Genomic DNA, 17,060 nt, shown 5'->3' with positions numbered 1-17,060 from the left:
GAAATCACCGCCTGTTCTTCGGATCGAGGGCTTCCCGCAAGGACTCGCCGAGCAGCGTGAACCCGAGCGCGACGATGATGATCGCGATGGCCGGGTAGTACGCCAGCTCGGGACGGATGTCGAGGAACTGCCGAGCGCTGCGGCTCAGCATGATGCCCCATTCCGCCCGGTTCGGGTCCGGGTCGCCGAGACCGAGGAACGACAGCGCCGCCGCCTCGAGGATCGCGGTGGCCAGGGTCAGCGTGGCCTGCACGATGACCGGGCCGAGCGAGTTGGGCAGCATGTGCCGCAACACGATCGCCCCGCGTTTGACGCCGAGCGACGTCGCCGCGAGCACGTGGTCACTGTTTCTCTGCGCGAGCATCGAACCACGCAGCAGCCGCGCGAAGATCGGCACGCCGACCATCGACACGGCCACGATCACGGTCCACTGGCTCGGCTTCTGGAACAGCGCGGCGACCGAGATCGCCAGCAGCAGCGACGGCACGGACAGCATGACGTCGACGAGGCGCATCAGCACCGTGTCGACCCAGCCGCCGAAGGCACCGGCGAGACCGCCGATGATCATGCCGACCACGACGCCGATGATCGTCGCGAGCACACCGACCAGCAGCGTGTTCTGCGCGCCGACCAGCAGCCGCGAAAGGTAGTCGCGACCGAAGTCGTCGACACCGAGCGGGAAACCGGCCTGGGCGCCGGGGATGATGCCCTGGCCGAGGATGACCTCGCTCTGCAGGTACCGCTCGTACGGGTCCTTCGGCGCGATGAACGGCGCCAGGATCGCCAGCAGCAGGAACAGCAGGGTGATCACGCCACCGGTGATCGCGACCGGGCTCCGCAGCATGCGGCGGACCGCCTCGCCACCGAGGCTGTGCCCCTTCGCCGACGTCGCGGCGAGCTTGTCGATCGGTTCCTTCTTCTTGTTCAGCAATGTGTTCATCGGACACGCACCCTCGGGTCGATGAGCCCGTACGAGATATCGACCAGCGTGTTCACCAGCACGTAGACCAGCGCGCCGAACAGCAGCAGCGCCTGCAGACGCGGGTAGTCACGCCGTTCGATGCCCTCGGCGAGCAGGAAGCCCAGGCCGCGGAAGTTGAACACGCGCTCGGTCAGCACGGCGCCACCGAGCAGTGCGCCGGTCTGCAGGCCGATGACGGTGACCACCGGCAGGAGCCCGTTGCGGAGCACGTGACGGCGCCGGACGATCGGCTGGGTCAGGCCCTTCGAGTTGGCCGTGCGGATGAAGTCCTCGTTCAGCACGTCCAGCACCGACGCGCGGGTGATCCGGACGATCACCGCGAGCGGGATGGTGGCGAGCGCGAACGCGGGAAGGATCAGGTGGGTGATCGCGTCCCAGGCGGCGTCCCATTCCTGGGTGATGATGCCGTCGAAGACCGCGAAGCCGGTGACGGTGGTGGCGTCGAGACCCGCCATCTGACGGCCCTGCGACGGAAGTCCGAGCGGAGCGGCCAGCGCGTCCTGCATCATGTAGCCGAGGAAGAACACCGGCACCGCGACCCCGACCAGCGAGAGCACGATGATGATGTTGTCGACGGCACCGCCGCGGAAGCGGGCGGACAGATAGCCGAACGGGATGCCGAGCCCCACCGCGATGAGCATCGCGCAGAAGCCGAGCTCGAGGGTGGCGGGCAGGAAGTTCCCGATCTCCGACATGACCGGCTGGGCGGAGACCAGCGAGTTGCCGAAGTCGCCGGTGATCGCCCGGCCGAGGAACTTGAAGTACTGGACGAAGATCGGATCGTCGAGGCCGAGAAGCTTGTTCAGGTCGGCGATCTTCTCCGGGGTCGCCTTGTCACCCAGGAGGGCGCCGGCGGGGCCACCGGGCAGGGACCGGAGCCAGGCGAAGATCAAAATGGACAGGATCAAGAGCGTCGGTATCGCTTGTAGCAGCCGACGCACGAGAAAACGGAGCACGTGCGTTCCTTTGTTGCCAGCCCGGGAATGGACTTCAGGGGGTGAGCGCGGTAGCGCCCACCCCCTGAGCCACTAGTGGTGGAGGATCAGTTGACCGTGACGGTGTAGAAGCGCTCGTCGGTCAGCGGGCTGGCCACCAGGCCCTTCACCTTCGGGCCGACGACGATCGCCGGGGGGCCGTAGGAGATCGGGATGGCGGGCAGGTACTCCATGATCTTCTGGTTCACTTCCTGGTACGCCTTGGTGTGCGCCTCACCGGCGGGCGCGGCGTCCGCGGCCGAGATGGCCGAGAACAGCTCCGGGTTGTTGAAGCCGAACTCCGGCTTCTCGCGGCCGAAGAAGGTGCCGACGAAGTTACCGGCGTCGTTGTAGTCACCGGTCCAGCCGAGCAGGTGCACGTCCTGCTTGCCCGCCTTCTGGACGTCGTCCTTGTAGCCACCGTTCCACGGCTTGGCGATCGGCTCGACCTTGATGCCCATGGCCTTCATGTCCTCGGACAGCGAGGTGAAGATGTCGGCCGGGTTCGGCATGTACGGCCGGGTGACCTCGGTCGGGTAGTAGAACTTCAGCGTCATGCCCTCGGCGCCGGCCGCCTTCAGCAGGTCTTTCGCCTTCTGAAGGTCGTAGTCGTACTTGGTGACGTTCTCGTTGTAGCCGTCGATCGCCTTCGGCACGAACTGCGTCGCGGTCTCGGCGCCCTCGGGGAGCTTCGACTTCACGAACTGCGCACGGTTGAGGCCGTAGGCCAGCGCCTTGCGGACGTTGGGGTCCTTCAGCTTCGGGTTGTTCTTCTGGTTGATGCCCAGGTACAGGATGTTGAACGACGGGCGGATGAGCACCTGCTCGCCGTCGTTGCGCAGCAGGCCGTAGTCCGCGGGCGACGGGTAGTCGTAGCCCTGGATGTCGCCGGCCTTGAGCGCCTGCTTGCGGGCGTTCTCGTCCGGGATGACCTTGAAGACCAGCTTGTCGAGCTTGGCCGTCTGGGTCGGCGAGTCGGTGGCCTTGGAGAGCGTGATCTCACCCTTGGCCTGGTCCCAGCTCTCGAACTTGAACGGGCCGGTGCCGGTCGGGTGCTTGAGCGCGTACTCCGGGTAGGAGAACGAGTCACCGCTCTGGGTGACCTGGTCCGCGTTGTACTTCTTCAGCGCGTCCGGGCTCTGGATCGAGAACGACGGCAGCGTGAAGGCGGCCGGGAAGGCACCCTTGGCCTTGTTCAGGTTCAGGACGGCGGTCGACTCGTCCTTGACCTGGCAGTCCTTGAACACCGGGGCACCGGAGGCGTCACCCTCGTTCTTGGCGAAGCCCTCGAAGACGTCGCCGTAGTAGATCATCTGGCTCTGGGCGGCGGCGCCCTTCATGTTGAACATGCGGTTGAAGTTGAAGCAGACCGCTTCGGCGTTGAACGGGGTGCCGTCGTGGAACTTCACGCCCTTCTTCAGGCTGAAGGTCCAGGTCTTGCCTTCGTTGCTGCCTTCCCACTTCTCCGCCAGGCCGGGCTCGAGGTCCGCGGTCCCCGGCTTGTTCATGATCAGGGTGTCCATCATCTGGCGGATGATGCGGAAGGTCTCACCGTCGTCGTTGAAGAGCGGGTCGAAAGTCTTCGGGTTACCGGCGGCGCCGAAGACCATGGTGCCTCCCGAGCCACCCCCTGCGCCTTCTTCACGCTTCGATTCGGCACAGGCGGAAATGGAGACCGCGAGTGCGCCGGCAAGCCCGATCAGGGCCACACGGCGTGCTCGGGTCACCCGCAGTTGCTGCATCTGGCACCCCTTGAGGAGATTTTCGGTGTTTAGGCACCGTCCGGTCGGTCGGTAACTCGAACTCGGCGGACGATCGGTGTGCCCGCCGACACTAGCGGGAACTCAGCCCGCACTTAAGCACGCGAGGTTACGATCGCGCTACACGACGGCCAATACGACCGCAAAGTGTCCGCAATTCCGGACGGAGTGTAATCAATTCCCGACCACTAACGCGCAGAGTGCCGGGTCACTGACTCAAATGGGTGTCCACCACTACAACCAATGGGGCACCGAGGAAACAGGACATCGGCAGGACATTGGGCCGCACTCACGTGATCGAAGGCGGAAGTCACGTGATCAGAGGCGGAACACCCGAGTGCGGCCTTCAATCACGCGAGTCACGTCCCTGATCACGCGAGTCACGCCCTTGCTCACGCCGCGCCCTGTGTCCCGGTCCCGTAGGTACATGGGGGACAGGATTGGCTCTGACCATCTGTGCCGAACGCCGCCCTACCACTCACGAGAGGTGACCACACGATCGGCCGCGGCCCTGGTCCCGTCGACAGCGAACCACCCGCGCTCGAACAGCTGCCAGCGCCGCAGTTCCGCCCTGGATCCCTCGCCGTCCCGCTCGGCGGCGCGGTCGAGACGTTCCGCTTCACTGCCGCCATCGAGCCAGGTCAGCAGGGACAACGAGGGCCGCATCCGCGCGCGGCCACTGGACACGCCTTCCAGCACCAGGACCTCGGGGGCCGGGATCTCGACCTCTTCACCCGGCAGCGGGACCCCAGTGGACCAGTCCACTCGCCGGTAGCGGCCGGGCCTGCCCGCGCGCAGCGGTTCCAGCACGCCGGTCTCCAGCCGCGGCCACCACGAAACGGGTTCGTCCCAGGTGGCGAACTCGTCGGTGCTCACCAGCGCCACCCGGGCACCGCGACCGGCGAGTTCCGCCACGATCTTCCCGGCCAGCGTGGACTTCCCGGAGCCGGAAGGACCGTCGACGGCGAGCACGCGGACGGCGCCCAACCTCGGCGGGGCGGCGAAAAGGGCGGCGATCAGCGTGCGCGTGCGGGGCTCACTTCGGGGAGCCCTTTGACGTTGTCGGGCGTGGCCGTCCGTGCTTCGAGCGCGGCGACGCGTTCTTCCAGGTCACGCTGGGCGTCGGCGAGTTCGCAGCGGAGCAGCGCGATCTCCTCGACGGAGGTCCGGACCTCTTCTTCGAGGTGACCGACCTCGGTCGACAGATGCAACGCGACCAGTGCCAGCACGACACCGGCCAAGAGGAATACGAAGTTCGACGGCGTCTGCACGCCGGTTATCCGCGCCAGGAAGTCGGCGGCCTGCGGAACGAGGGCGAGCACGACCACGCCGACGGCGAGGACGAGCCAAACACCCGCGTACTTTTCCCGCAGTTTCCGCCGCCGCATCATCTCGAGGACGACGAACAGCACCAGACAGGCGACGACGATGCTGAGAATGCGCCAGCCAGCCATAATCAGCTCCTTTTACGCCGAATCCGACGAGTCGACGGCGGGGCGGCGGCGCACGAGCGCCAGCAGCAGGGCGAGTCCGGCACGGCCGAGGTAGACGGCCGATTTCACCGGAGAATGGCTCGGTGTGCCACCGGCCCGTTCCCGCATGATCACCGGGATTTCCTTGATCTTCAGTTCGGCGCGGATCGCCATCACCAGCGATTCGACCGTGTCGCCGAGGTATTCGGCCGGGTAGTACGCGGCGAACAGTTTGATCGCGCGCGGGCCCATCGCCTTGAACCCGGAGGTCACGTCGGTGAGCTTGGTCTTCCCGAGCCGGGAGAAAACGAGCGAGAGCACGACCATCGCGTATTTCCGCGGGCCGCTGGCCTTGTACGAACCCTTGCCGGCGAACCGCGAACCGATCGCGATGTCGGCGTCGTCGAGCGCGTCCAGCAGGGCGGCGACCTCGTCCGGGTCGTGCTGGCCGTCCGCGTCCACCTGCACGACGACGTCGTAGCCGCGGGCGGCCGCGTACCGGAAGCCGGTGCGCATCGCCCCGCCGACGCCGAGGTTCACCGACAGGCGGGCCACCTCCGCGCCCGCCGCGCGGGCGAGCTTGGCCGTGTCGTCGGACGAACCGTCGTCGACCACCAGCACGTCCATGCCCGGCAAGGACTGCTTGACCTGGGAAATGACCGCGCCGACACTGGCCTGCTCGTTCAAGGCAGGCATCACGATGAGTACGCGGCGGGTGGTCACGGACGTACTGGACACTGGATCACTCTATCTTCTTACTGGCCGTGAGCGGTGTCGGACCCGGCGGGGACGCCGGAGGCGACCACACCTTGCTGACCTTCGATTTCGTAAACCGACGCGTCGAGGTTGTGGAAGACGCGCTTGAAACCCGGAGTGATGTCGAGCCGCTGGAGGCCCACCGCGGACTGCGCGTTGGGGGCCACCTTGCCCTTGCCGACCAGCACGTAGCGCACCTTGAGATCGGTGAGCGCCTCGCGCACGCGCGGCTCGCGGTTGATGTCGTTGAGGAACACGCTGAGCCAGCCCGGCTTGGTGGTGAACTCGGCGCCGTAGTTCGTCCACTCGACCGGCTGAACCCCGGCGAGCGCGTACATCCACACCGAGCCGTCGGCCTTGTCGTTCATCACGCGCTCGCCCGGCACGACGTGCTTCCCGAGCCAGGCGTAGGCCTCTTCCTCGCCCTTGCTGACCGAGGGGCCTTCCGTGCCGTAGTTCATCGCGAGCCGCGCGGAGTTGCGGCCGATGTACCCGCCTCGGCTCAGCACGGTGACCACGAGACCGACCACGAGCGCGCCCGCGATGGCCGCGGTGACCGGGTTCAGGTTCGGTTTCCGCTCGCCGATCTTCTCGGCGAACTTGCCCGACGCGGTGTGCACGAACTCGCCGAACGCGACGGCGCCTGCCAGCGGCACGAGCGCGCCGATCCGCCAGTGGTCGTTGTAGAACACGCCGGTCAGGGTGTGGATGAGCGGGGTCTCCAGCGAGATCGTCGCGGCGAACAGGCCGCCGAGGACCACGTACGCGCCGACCATCCAGAGCATCCGCCGGTGCTTGACCAGGAAGAACACGCCGATGATCGCCGGGATGCCGATCCACCACTGCGGGAACGACGCCATCGGTGAGAACGTGATCGTCTGCCCGAGCGCGCCGGACACGCTGGTCTCCGAGGCCCAGAACGCGCTCGTCACGCCGCCGGCGTTGTAGAGCGCGGGAAGGACCTGTGGCACGCCGAGCACGACCGCCATCACGATCGTCGCGACCAGCGAGGCGGCGCTGCGGCGCCAGCCGATCTTCTCGAAGCGGAACAGCACCGCGAGCAGGATCAGCAGGAAGTAGACCATGATCACGAAGATCAGGCTGGTGTGCAGGCCGGCGAGCCCGGCGACGCCGACGCCGATCGCGAGCGGTCCGGCGACGCCGTTCGGCTTGAGCAGCAGGCGGGCGAGCGCGAGCATCGCGGGCACGAGCGCCACGCCGGCGACGTACGGCCACAGCGGGCCGCGCCACAGCGAGTCGTACGGGAACGCGGTGAACCAGGTGGACACGGCCGCCGCGGCCGCGGTCGCGAGGACCGGCATCCGCCAGGCGCGGCACATCGCCGCGACACCGACCGGGACGGTCAGCACGACCATGAGCGCCGCCAGGTTCAGCGTCGGCATCATCGTCAGGCCGCCCTTGCCGAAGACCAGGGCGAGCAGCGCGTGGTAGGTGTCCGGGTAGAAGTAGTCGGTCTGGTTCGGCAGGTTCGCGATGGTGCCGACGGTCGACGCGCGCGCGTCACCGTGTTCGGCGATCCAGCGCACGAGGTTGCCGTGGAACGGGGCGTCCCAGCCCTGCTGGACGTTCTCCAGGCTGTGGGAGCCGCGCAGGAAGGTCACCGTGCCGACGCCGAGACCGACCAGGACACCGGCACCGATCAGCAGGTGGTCGCGCAGGGAACGCTTCGATTCGTCGTCGTCTTCGTCCTCGGCCCAGTCCGGGTGACGCTTCGCGGTGAAGCGGAGCACGAGGAAAGAGAGCGCGAAACCGACGACGGACAGCAGGAGCACCCACAGGCCGACGTTCAGCATCGTCCAGCGGATGCCGAAGCGGCCGAGGATCGGGATGCCGATGGCGACGAGGCCGAAGGTCAGCAGCGGGGCCGCGGCGGCGAGGGTCCAGCCGCGCAACCGGATCGCGGCACCGAAGACGAGCCCCGGCAGCCAGAACGCCAGCAAGACCAAAAGAACGTTCATCGAATTCGCTGTCCAACCCTATTCGGCGTCAAGACGCCACCCGCTCGCGGCGCGCGATGGCGCGGCCACACTATCGAGACGTTTCGGACGGCTTCGCGTTGCCCGCCTCGGGCGTGCCTCTCACCACGAACGCCATCACGACCAGCAGGCCGACGGTGGGTCCGGCGGCGAGCCCGACGACGGCGCGCACGACCGTGTCGCCGGGGAAGAACAGCAGGACCAGCGCGGTCGCGACGACGACGGCGGCCCAGGTGATCAGCACCTTCGTGGCCTTGGCCTGCGCGACCAGGACGGCGGCGAGCAGCTGCATCGCGGCCAGCAGCACCGACGACCAGACCAGCCCGGCCATCCACCAGGCCTCGGGGTCGTTCTTGGCGCTGTAGACCAGGCGCACCACCCACGGGCCGATGAGGTACCCGATCAGCGCGCCGAGGGCCGCGAGCGCCAGCGCGCCCGCCGAACCGAGCGCGAGCAGCTTCCGCAGCCGGTGCTTGCCCTCCTCGGTGCTGGACAGGCGCACCACGGTCGGGACCGCGAGGGCCTGGACCGGCGCCATCAGCGTCAGCGGCGTCCTGGCCACGAACAGGGCGACGAAGAGCACGCCGAGCTTGTCCTTGTCGCCGCCGGGCGCGAGCAGGCTGACCAGCGCCGGGTAACCGGTGATGACGCTGGCGGTGAGCCCCGCGCCCGCCAGCAGCATCAGCATGTTCTTGACGATCGGTTTCGCGGGCTCGTCGGCGTCCAGCTTCGGGTCGACCAGCTTGGCGGCGCCGCGGGCGAACAGCAGCCAGGCGAACGAACCGGTCGCGGCGGCGATGGCGAACCAGTACAGCTGGGTGAGCCCGGCGACCACCAGCGCGCCGACCACGAGGATCCGCACGGCCGCTTCGACCAGGATCAGCCACGAGTAGGACCGGACGTGGTCCTGGCCGATCAGCAGACCGCGCGCGGCGAACTGGAAGGCGAACGAAAGCCCGCCCGCCAGCACGATCACGGCGAGCGCGAACTGACCACCGTAGACCTTGTCGGTCACCGCCGGGATCAGCGTGAACAGCGCCGCGACGGCGACCGCGACCAGGCTGGTCACGAAGGCGATCACCGCGGGCCGCCCTGCCTTGCGGCCTTCGAGCGCGGCGTGCGCGGACTGGCGCGAGATCTCCTGCTCGAGCGGGGACAGGGCGGCGCCCAGCCCCATCAACATGCCCCAGAAGGAGAGCAGGACCGCGTTGTCGGCAGGCGACAGAGTCCGGCCCCAGACCACGGTGAGGACGTAGCCGAGCGCGATGGCGATCAGCAGGTAGACACCGATGCGACCGGCGGATTTCCCGGTGTCCTTCGCCAGTTTTTCGCTGCTCACCGCGCTGCTCATTTACGGAGCCGCGCCCGCAGCGCCATGAAGAGGCCTCGGAGTGCCCCGGCGCCGAAGCCGGCGGCGAAGACCGGGGTGAGCTGGGCGACGGCCTTGGCCTCGGCCTTGGTCGCGCCGAACTTCGTCACCGCGAACCCGGCGGCCGTCGACCCCGCGGCGGCCAGCGCGACGGCGGTCTTCGGGCGCTTCGCGGCGACACCGAGGCCGAGTACGCCGACGGCCATCGCGGCGAACAGGCCGTTGCGCGCGGGCCCGGGCGACGCGAGATACGAATCGACGAACGTGGTGCCGCGGAAATACGACTGCCCGACGAACTTCTTGAACGAATCGCGGCCGTGGTAGGTCGCGGAGAAGTCCGGGGCGAGGAAGATGCGGTGACGTTCCGCGATCCAGCGCAGAACACCCGTGTCGTCACTGGCGAAACGGACGTCTTCGAAGAGCGACTCGAACGCGTTGGACGAATCCTCGAGAACGTCCTTCGGCGCGGAAAAGAATCCGGTGCCTTTCGGGAAGACGTCGAACTCGTCGATACCGAACGACATCAACCGCGGGTTCGCGCAATAACGGCGCCACGGGATCTTGACCAGCCCGGCCATGAATCCCGCGTACGGATTGTGTTCGGACGCGACGTTGATGTGACCGTTCCACACCGTGCGCTCGGGGTGGTCGACGAGCTGGTCGCGGAGGAAGGTGAGCGAACCGGGGTCGACGATCACGCGGCTGTCGAGCAGCAGGATCTGCCGCCCCGACGCCTTCGCGATGCCCGCGCGGCGTGCCTCGAACCGGCCGCTGTTCGGCTGGGTGAGCACGGTGATGCCGTACAGCTCCTGCAGCTTGGCGAGCTTGCCGCCGGTGCCGTCGGTGCTGCCGTCGTCGACCACGACGACCTCGACCGGCCAGTTCGCCACCTGTGCCGACGCGATCAGCGCGCCGACACTGCGGTCGATCCAGTCCTGCTCGTTGTAGACCGGGATCACGACGGACAGGGCCGGGAGGAGCGAATTCGCACTCACCCCGGCGAGGCTACCTTGCGCGGCCCACCAGTATCCTTCGGGCACCGCAGACCCCGACAGAATGGCTCTTCCGGTGATTTCCTTCATTCTCGGCACCACGGCGGAACTGATCAAAATCGCGCCGGTCTACCACGGCATCCTCGAACGCGGGGTCCGGCCGAAGATCTGGTTCACCGCCCAGCACGTCGACGAGGTCTCGGACGTTCTCGCCGACCTGGACCTCCCCGAGCCCGACGTCTGGCTCGTGCCGAAGGAGAAGGCGCACAACCTGGAGTCGCCCGCGCAGGTGCCGGGCTGGGCCGCGCAGGTGCTGCGGACCGCGTGGAGCCGCCGGGCCGAGCTGAAGGCCGCGCTGGTCGAGGACGGGCGTCCGCCGCTGGTGCTGGTGCACGGCGACACCTTCACCACGCCGTACGGCTCGCTCATCGGGAAGCGGATCCTCAAGTCGCGGGTCGGGCACGTCGAGGCGGGTGCGCGGTCGGGCAGCATCATGTCGCCGCTGCCGGAGGAGCTGAACCGGAAGATCGCCGCGAAGATCGTCGACATGCACTTCGCGCCCAGTGCTCGTGAGGTGAACAACCTCCGCAACGCCCGCGGCGTCGTCGTCGACACCGAGGCGAACACCGCGATCGACGCGATGCGGATGGCCATCAACGGGCCGCTGGACGTCGAGGGCCTGCCGGAGAAGTTCGGCCTCGCCACCCTGCACCGCTTCGAACTGGTCTCGCGCGCGGACAAGTACCGCGAGGCGCTGGAGATCCTGCGCGAGCAGAGCAAGCAGATGCCGATCCTCTACATGGCGGGCGCGCCCGAGCGCGAGAAGATCCGCGCGCTCGGCCTGGCGAACCTGTTCGACGAGAAGAACTTCATCATCCAGCCGAAGATGCGGTACCTGAAGTTCCTGCCGCTGGTCGCGCGGGCCGAGTACGTCGTCACCGACTCGGGCGGCCTTTCGGCCGAGTGCTACTACCTCGGCCTGCCGTGCGCCGTGCACCGCGAGCGCACCGAGACGCCTCAGCACCTCGGCGAGACCGTCGTGCTGACCGAGATGCGCGGGGACAAGCTGCAGAACTTCCTCGACACCTACCAGAACCGCCGCGGTGAGTCCTGGGTCGACAAGTTCCACCCGTCGGAGATCATCGTCGACACTCTCGCGCGCCTGGGTTACTGCTGACGCTTCGCGCTCGCTCACGAACGCCATGAAAGGTCCTTTCCTTGCAAATTTTGCAAGGAAAGGACCTTTCATGGCATCGGGGAGCTAAAGAGCCCGGCGGCCGGACAGCGCCCGGCCCAGCGTCAGCTCGTCCGCGAACTCCAGGTCACCGCCCATCGGCAGCCCCGACGCCAGCCGCGTCACGGTCAGGCCGGGGAAGTCGCGAAGCATCCGCACGAGATACGTCGCGGTCGCCTCGCCTTCGGTGTTCGGGTCGGTCGCGATGATGATCTCGCTGATCTCCGCGCCACCGATCCGGGCGAGCAGTTCACGCATGCGCAACTGCTCGGGTCCGATACCGGACAACGGGTCCAGCGCGCCGCCGAGCACGTGGTAACGGCCCTTGAACTCGCGCGTCCGCTCGACCGCGAGGACGTCCTTCGGCTCCTCGACCACGCAGATGACCGTGAGGTCGCGGCGGGTGTCGCGGCAGATCCGGCAGGTCTCCTGCTCCGAGACGTTGCCGCAGACCTCGCAGAACTGCACGCCTTCCTTGACCTTGCCGAGTACTTCCTGCAAGCGCGCGATATCCGCGGGATCGGCGGCCAGCAGGTGGAAGGCGATCCGCTGCGCGCTCTTGGGACCGACGCCGGGCAGCCGCCCGAGCTCGTCGATCAGATCCTGGACGACACCCTCGTACAAGCTAGCCGCCGAGCCCGGGGAAGCCGCCGAGGTCCGGCATCCCGCCGCCGAGGCCGCCGGCGAGCGGGCCGAGCTTCTGCTCGGTGAGCTTCTGCGCGTTGGCCGAGGCATCGCGGACGGCCGCGACGACCAGGTCGGACAGGGTCTCGACGTCGTCGGGGTCGACCACCTTGGGGTCGATCGACAGCGACTTGAGCTGGCTGTCGCCGGACACGGTCGCGGTGACCAGGCCGCCGCCGGAAGTACCGGTCACCTCCGTGTTGGCCAGCTCTTCCTGGGCCTCGACCAGCTTCTGCTGCATCTGCTGTGCCTGCTGCATGATCTGCGACAGGTCGAAGCCGCCACCGGGTTGCACCATGATCCGATCGGTCCTCTCCTGGAAAATCCCGTGCCGCCTACCAGCCTAGCCGTCACCCGTGTGGCACCGTGGGCGCCGTGCGACGACGGATGGGCCTGGTGCTGGCGATCGGATTGACGCTGTTCACGGCGTGCGGGGTGGACACCCCCGCGTCTTCGCCGTCGAGTCCGCCGCCGCCCGGCACCACCACGGTGTTCACCACCCTTCCGCGGCCGAGCCCCACGACGAGCGCTCCGCCATCGAGCGCGCCTCAGCCGCCTCCGAGCAGCCAACAGCCGCCGAAAACCGGCAAGGTCGTCGTGCTGGACCCCGGGCATAACGGCGGCAACTCCGGCAAGCCAGGCGAGATCAACAAGCAGGTCCCGGCGGGGCGCGGCAAGACGAAACCGTGCAACACCACCGGAACCTCGACGAATTCCGGCTACACCGAGCACGCGTTCACCTGGGACGTCTCGCAGCGGATCTCGCAGGCGTTGGCGGCCAAGGGAATCCGCGTCATCCTCACCCGGCAGAACGACACCGGCGTCGGACCGTGCGTCAACGAACGCGCCGCGATCGGGAACGACGCCGGGGCGGACGCGGTCGTGTCGATCCACGCGGACGGCTCGAATTCCGCCGGAGCGCATGGTTTCCACGTCGCCTACTCGGCACCGCCGCTGAACGCCCAGCAGGGTGAGCCCTCGATGAGGCTCGCGACGGCGTTGCGGGACGGCCTCCGCACGGGCGGTTTCCCGACCTCGACCTACCTCGGTTCGAACGGGCTCGCCCCGCGCGCCGACCTCGGCGGGCTCAACCTCTCGACCCGTCCCGCCGCGCTCGTCGAATGCGGGAACATGCGCAACGCCGCCGAAGCCGCCGCGATGGCGAGCGAAGAGGGACGGCAGCAGTACGCGGCCGTCATCGCGAAGGCGATCGAGGACTACCTCGCGGGGTAGGGCGCCGGACCGAACCGGACGACTCGCGTGATCAGATGGCCGACTCGCGTGATCAGACGGACGTCGCGCGTGTCGTCCGTCTGATCACGCGTGACGTCAGGGTTTGAGCAGCACCGGGCTGCCGGTGACCTCGACGGAGCCCGATTCGATCGCCGGCCGTGTCCCGTCGAGGCGTTCCGCGCTGCCCGGCGCCGACAGCCGCACGGTGCCCGAGGGAGCCCACGCGATCCGGAACTCCATGCCGTTGCGCGTGAACCGGCATCGCCACAGGTTCTCCGGCAGCCCGGCCCGCGTGCCCTCGCCGCAGGACCGGATCTTCGCGCCGTCGAGCCAGCGGCCGAGCCGTTCGACGTGGGCGGCGGCGCGGGTCGGCGGCCCGCCCGCCGGCTGGAGCACGATCGGCACGCGGTCGCTTCCCCAGTTGTAGAAGTACATCCGCTTGAAGCGCGCGTAAAGACCGGTCAGGAAGATGCGAGCGGCGTAGTCCGCGGCGACGGCGGGGCCGACCGGCGGCTGCAACGGGACGTCGAAATCGGGGCCGGTGCTCCACAGGTTCGCGTGCCCGTTGGCGCGGTGGAAACTCCGCTGGATCTCGTCCGCGACGGCGAGCATCGTCTCCGGCGGGTCCGCCATCCTGCCCGGATGCAGTTTGACCGCGGCGGCGTCGCAGCTTTCGTAGCCGCGGAGTTCGCCGAATCGCTCCATGATTCGCCGATACGCGGGATCGGCGAGGTGCCCCATCGACGGGCAGACCACGGTGGCGCCGGGATCACCCGCCTTGATGATCCGGCTCGCCCGCCGGACCATCTCCACCAGCCGTTCGACCGGACCGGTGAAGTACTTGGGGTGGTTGGCCATGTCCCACAGCTCGTAGGACTCGATCCGGCCGCGGTACCGCTCGACCACCTTCCCGACGAAGGCGTCCCAGTCCGTGAGATCTTCGGGCGGTGCCGCCCGGGAGCCGTCCGGGTAGGCCGACGGCGGTCCGCCGGGCGCCGCCCAGCCGGGGGTGCCGCCGAAGACGTACAGCACCGGGAGGCCCGCCTGGTTCGCGCCGTCGACCAGTCTGTCCAAAGTGGACCAAATCGGCCTGCCGCGTTCCGGTTCGAGGTTCTGCCAGCGGGTCTCCGAATCCCAGAGCCGGACCGCGCCGACGCCGAACGTCGGCATCAGCCCGGTCTCGCTGTTGGTCGTCACGCCGAAGAACGCACTGTCCACAGGGGACGGGAACTCGGTCCACATCGGGGCATGGATCGCCGGCGCGACCGGTTCCGCCGCGGGGACCGCGCTCGCCCCGACCACGGTGACCATGACGAGCGACGCCAGCAGCGGCCACCACCCGATCCGGTCACGCCCCCTCGGCTCGGGGACCGGATGCGGGGCGGGAGGCGCGGACGCGACCTCTCCCCGTGCCGCGTCCGCGCGTTCCCACAGCCGGAAGAGCTTCGACAGTTCGTCGCGCTCGGCCTCGCAGACCGTCGCGATCCGTTCCAGCGGTCCGAACGCGGCCGGCACGCTGGCACCGCTGCAGTAGCGGTGGACGGTCGATCGGCTCAGATGCGCCTTGGCGCCGATCCGTTCGTAGCTTTGCCCGCTACGCCGTTTCAGCCCTTCGAGCAGTTCCGCCAAGGCCCGGCCGTGTTCTCCTCCTGCCATGGGTCCCTCCCCCGGATGGTGCCCACGAAGCGTCACCGATGACCCGCGAACGGGACACACCTTTTCGTCCCAGCGAAAACATCACGGGGTCCTGGCCTCCCGGAAACGTCTCACGCGCCCGCGTCTCCGCAGGTCAGCAGAGGCTTGTCGTCCCACCCTCCCGAATTAGGCCGATCGGCTTGTCTCAGCGGGTCCGGCACGTTTGAGTTACCGCCGGAGAAGAAAATGCCGTCTTGAGGGGGACCAGGCATGACTCTGCGCATGATCTTCGATCGGAAGGATCTCCAGGGGATCCGCATAGCCGACGCACCGGACCCGCTGTGGGAGCTGGTCCTCGGTTCGCATCAGCTGAGAGAGGACCGCCCGTCGGCCTGGCGGCAGCGGGTCCAGCAGAACCTGCGTCAGAACGAGGAAGCGGCACGATCGCTGAAGACGCTGTTCACCCTCGTCCCGCCGAAGGGGAACTTTCCCGATTTCCTGACCCCGCCCACGACGGCGGGCTCCTTCGAAAGCGGGCTCGAAGCGGTGGCGTGCACCCCTCGCGGACGGCTGTGCGCCGATCTCCGGACCGTGTTCACCGGCGCCGCCCCGACCTGGGTGAAACGGCTCGCCGACGGCGATCGCGACGAGGTCCACGGGGTCGTCGGCGCACTGCGCGACGCGTATGACCTGGTGATCGCGCCGGTCTGGCACAGCATGCGCGAGACCGTCGCCGCCGACCGGGCCCGGCGGGTCCGCACGCTGGCCACCGAAGGCGCGGGGGCGATGATGCGCGGCATCCCCGGCGTCCGCGGCTGGGACGGCGAGGTGCTGGAGATCGCGTACCCCCGGCAGCGGACCGTCCATCTCGGCGGCCGGGGGCTGACCTTGATCCCGAGCCGGTTCTGCGCGAACACGCCGGTGACCTTCATCGATCCGGCGCTGCCGCCGGTGCTGCTGTACCCCGCCGGCCCGACGAGCGCCCGCCCGGCGGACGTGTCCCCCGAACTGGTGGCGCTTCTCGGCCGGACCCGCGCCGAAAGCCTCGGCGCGCTGCATGTCCCGCGTACGACCAGCAAGCTGGCCTCATGCCTCGGCACCTCGATCGGCACGGCCAGCAAACAGGCCACCGTGCTGCGCGAGGCCGGGCTCGTCACCAGCGTCCGGCAGGGCAGCGCCATCCTGCACCACCTCACCCGGCTCGGCACCGCGCTGCTCGCCGGGGAACTCGACGAGTCACCCTGACCCGCCGACCCCCGCGTTTCGTCCTCTGAATGCGGTCCTTGCGCGTGCAAGGACCGCATCCAGAGGACTACTTGCGTTCGTCGAGCGGGCGGGCGTTGAGGTGGTCGGCGAGCAGCTTCCGGGCGATCTCTTCCGGATCCTTCTCGGGTGGGAGCGGCGGAGGCGGCGGCGCGGGGCTCGCGTCCTCGTTGTAGAGGTCCTCGTCCTCCTCGACCGGCTCGGGCGGGAGCGGGATGTCCGGCTCGCTGGTCGTCACCTTCGGCCGCTGGGGCTCCGGCTTCGGCGCGGGAGGCGCCGGAGGGGCGCTGGGTGCTTCGGCGGACCGGCGGGTGAAGGATCGCTCCGGCGCGGGTGGCGGCGGCGCGGCCTTCGGCGCGGCGGCCTGCCGGGCCTGTGCGGCGCCGTGGACGCAACGCACCTGCCAATCGCCGCCGAAGACCTCCTTGAACGCGGCCGCGACCCGCTCCGCGTTGTGCGGCTCGGAAAGCCGCCGGGCCAGCGGCTCCGCGCTGTGGGTGAGGGTGACGGCGTGGCCTTCGACGCTCACCACGCTCGCCTGCGTGAGCATCGCTTCGGTGCTGCGGCCGCCCGGCACCTTGCGGATCGCGGCGAGCACGTGCGGCCACTTGCCGCGGATGCCGTCCGCGTCCGATACGGGCGCCGCGTCGCCCGAGGCGGCAGCTGGGGCGGGCGCGGGTGCGGCGGGCGGCGGAGTCGGCGCGGAAGG

General features: G+C 68.7%; 15 protein-coding genes and 1 pseudogene. 3 read left to right on the top strand and 13 right to left on the bottom strand.

Annotated features, from left to right (window positions below):
* Nucleotides 1-4: 4 nt before the first annotated feature.
* The 9 genes from ACSMFO_RS38620 to ACSMFO_RS38580 form a co-directional block, all read right to left on the bottom strand.
* Nucleotides 5-940 carry an ABC transporter permease gene (locus ACSMFO_RS38620; protein ID WP_073845730.1) on the bottom strand — a complete coding sequence of 312 codons (936 nt, stop codon included), beginning with the start codon at nt 938-940 and terminating at the stop codon, nt 5-7.
* On the bottom strand, nt 937-1,938 hold the full coding sequence (locus tag ACSMFO_RS38615) for an ABC transporter permease (protein WP_037334940.1): 1,002 nt from the start codon (nt 1,936-1,938) through the stop codon (nt 937-939). Before ACSMFO_RS38615 ends, ACSMFO_RS38620 begins: the two co-directional genes overlap by 4 nt.
* A gap of 86 nt (nt 1,939-2,024) precedes the next feature.
* Nucleotides 2,025-3,566, bottom strand: coding sequence for an ABC transporter substrate-binding protein (locus tag ACSMFO_RS38610; RefSeq protein ID WP_436462364.1), 1,542 nt, complete (start codon nt 3,564-3,566; stop codon nt 2,025-2,027).
* Between the two features lie 621 nt (nt 3,567-4,187).
* Nucleotides 4,188-4,736: a uridine kinase family protein gene (locus tag ACSMFO_RS38605; protein ID WP_436462363.1), complete on the bottom strand. Its 549-nt coding sequence runs from the start codon at nt 4,734-4,736 to the stop codon at nt 4,188-4,190.
* Nucleotides 4,733-5,170, bottom strand: coding sequence for a DUF2304 domain-containing protein (locus tag ACSMFO_RS38600; protein WP_007035120.1), 438 nt, complete (start codon nt 5,168-5,170; stop codon nt 4,733-4,735). The genes ACSMFO_RS38605 and ACSMFO_RS38600 overlap by 4 nt, the downstream gene beginning before the upstream one ends.
* Before the next feature lie 12 nt (nt 5,171-5,182).
* The gene (locus tag ACSMFO_RS38595) at nt 5,183-5,884 is read right to left on the bottom strand and encodes a glycosyltransferase family 2 protein (protein ID WP_051972890.1); all 702 of its coding nucleotides are present in this window, start codon (nt 5,882-5,884) and stop codon (nt 5,183-5,185) included.
* Nucleotides 5,885-5,943: 59 nt separating this feature from the next.
* A complete protein-coding gene (locus tag ACSMFO_RS38590) occupies nt 5,944-7,923 on the bottom strand; it encodes a DUF6541 family protein (protein ID WP_436462349.1) in 1,980 nt (659 codons plus the stop codon).
* Between the two features lie 70 nt (nt 7,924-7,993).
* Nucleotides 7,994-9,292 carry a hypothetical protein gene (locus ACSMFO_RS38585; protein ID WP_038521189.1) on the bottom strand — a complete coding sequence of 433 codons (1,299 nt, stop codon included), beginning with the start codon at nt 9,290-9,292 and terminating at the stop codon, nt 7,994-7,996.
* On the bottom strand, nt 9,289-10,305 hold the full coding sequence (locus tag ACSMFO_RS38580) for a glycosyltransferase family 2 protein (protein WP_063275650.1): 1,017 nt from the start codon (nt 10,303-10,305) through the stop codon (nt 9,289-9,291). The genes ACSMFO_RS38585 and ACSMFO_RS38580 overlap by 4 nt, the downstream gene beginning before the upstream one ends.
* Before the next feature lie 61 nt (nt 10,306-10,366).
* Here ACSMFO_RS38580 and ACSMFO_RS38575 point away from each other — a divergent pair, with 61 nt between their 5' ends.
* Nucleotides 10,367-11,479, top strand: coding sequence for a UDP-N-acetylglucosamine 2-epimerase (locus ACSMFO_RS38575; protein ID WP_038521192.1), 1,113 nt, complete (start codon nt 10,367-10,369; stop codon nt 11,477-11,479).
* An 84-nt stretch (nt 11,480-11,563) separates the two neighbouring features.
* Here the strand turns inward: ACSMFO_RS38575 and recR are convergent, their stop codons facing one another.
* Nucleotides 11,564-12,160, bottom strand: coding sequence for a recombination mediator RecR (gene recR / locus ACSMFO_RS38570; RefSeq protein ID WP_005166260.1), 597 nt, complete (start codon nt 12,158-12,160; stop codon nt 11,564-11,566).
* 1 nt (nt 12,161) lies between these two features.
* Nucleotides 12,162-12,518, bottom strand: a complete 357-nt coding sequence (locus tag ACSMFO_RS38565; protein WP_007035126.1) for a YbaB/EbfC family nucleoid-associated protein — start codon at nt 12,516-12,518, stop codon at nt 12,162-12,164.
* 89 nt (nt 12,519-12,607) lie between these two features.
* On the opposite strand from ACSMFO_RS38565, the gene ACSMFO_RS38560 reads away from it, so the two are divergent.
* Nucleotides 12,608-13,453: an N-acetylmuramoyl-L-alanine amidase gene (locus ACSMFO_RS38560; protein WP_436462362.1), complete on the top strand. Its 846-nt coding sequence runs from the start codon at nt 12,608-12,610 to the stop codon at nt 13,451-13,453.
* 96 nt (nt 13,454-13,549) lie between these two features.
* Here ACSMFO_RS38560 and ACSMFO_RS38555 read toward each other — a convergent pair whose 3' ends face one another.
* Complete coding sequence (locus ACSMFO_RS38555; protein ID WP_436462348.1) at nt 13,550-15,109, bottom strand: helix-turn-helix domain-containing protein; 1,560 nt, start codon at nt 15,107-15,109, stop codon at nt 13,550-13,552.
* Nucleotides 15,110-15,358: 249 nt separating this feature from the next.
* Between ACSMFO_RS38555 and ACSMFO_RS38550 the strand changes: the two genes are divergently transcribed.
* A complete protein-coding gene (locus tag ACSMFO_RS38550; RefSeq protein ID WP_436462347.1) occupies nt 15,359-16,333 on the top strand; it encodes an ArsR/SmtB family transcription factor in 975 nt (324 codons plus the stop codon).
* Between the two features lie 67 nt (nt 16,334-16,400).
* On the opposite strand, the pseudogene ACSMFO_RS38545 reads toward ACSMFO_RS38550, so the two are convergent.
* Nucleotides 16,401-17,060: pseudogene (locus ACSMFO_RS38545) on the bottom strand (DNA polymerase III subunit gamma/tau); the annotation flags it as partial.

The sequence above is a fragment of the Amycolatopsis sp. w19 genome (assembly GCF_051373225.1).
Lineage (GTDB): Bacteria > Actinomycetota > Actinomycetes > Mycobacteriales > Pseudonocardiaceae > Amycolatopsis > Amycolatopsis japonica.
The sequence above is the reverse complement of the archived record's forward strand: the minus strand, read 5'-3'. Positions and strand labels throughout refer to the sequence as shown.

Excerpts from the sequence above, each read along its gene's own strand:
- ACSMFO_RS38560 (WP_436462362.1), top strand. The coding sequence starts at position 12,608 with ATGGGCCTGGTGCTGGCGATCGGATTGACGCTGTTCACGGCGTGCGGG.
- ACSMFO_RS38585 (WP_038521189.1), bottom strand. The coding sequence starts at position 9,292 with ATGAGCAGCGCGGTGAGCAGCGAAAAACTGGCGAAGGACACCGGGAAA.
- ACSMFO_RS38565 (WP_007035126.1), bottom strand. The coding sequence starts at position 12,518 with ATGGTGCAACCCGGTGGCGGCTTCGACCTGTCGCAGATCATGCAGCAG.
- ACSMFO_RS38600 (WP_007035120.1), bottom strand. The coding sequence starts at position 5,170 with ATGGCTGGCTGGCGCATTCTCAGCATCGTCGTCGCCTGTCTGGTGCTG.
- ACSMFO_RS38590 (WP_436462349.1), bottom strand. The coding sequence starts at position 7,923 with ATGAACGTTCTTTTGGTCTTGCTGGCGTTCTGGCTGCCGGGGCTCGTC.
- ACSMFO_RS38610 (WP_436462364.1), bottom strand. The coding sequence starts at position 3,566 with ATGGTCTTCGGCGCCGCCGGTAACCCGAAGACTTTCGACCCGCTCTTC.
- ACSMFO_RS38555 (WP_436462348.1), bottom strand. The coding sequence starts at position 15,109 with ATGGCAGGAGGAGAACACGGCCGGGCCTTGGCGGAACTGCTCGAAGGG.
- ACSMFO_RS38595 (WP_051972890.1), bottom strand. The coding sequence starts at position 5,884 with ATGCCTGCCTTGAACGAGCAGGCCAGTGTCGGCGCGGTCATTTCCCAG.
- ACSMFO_RS38620 (WP_073845730.1), bottom strand. The coding sequence starts at position 940 with ATGAACACATTGCTGAACAAGAAGAAGGAACCGATCGACAAGCTCGCC.
- ACSMFO_RS38575 (WP_038521192.1), top strand. The coding sequence starts at position 10,367 with ATGGCTCTTCCGGTGATTTCCTTCATTCTCGGCACCACGGCGGAACTG.
- ACSMFO_RS38550 (WP_436462347.1), top strand. The coding sequence starts at position 15,359 with ATGACTCTGCGCATGATCTTCGATCGGAAGGATCTCCAGGGGATCCGC.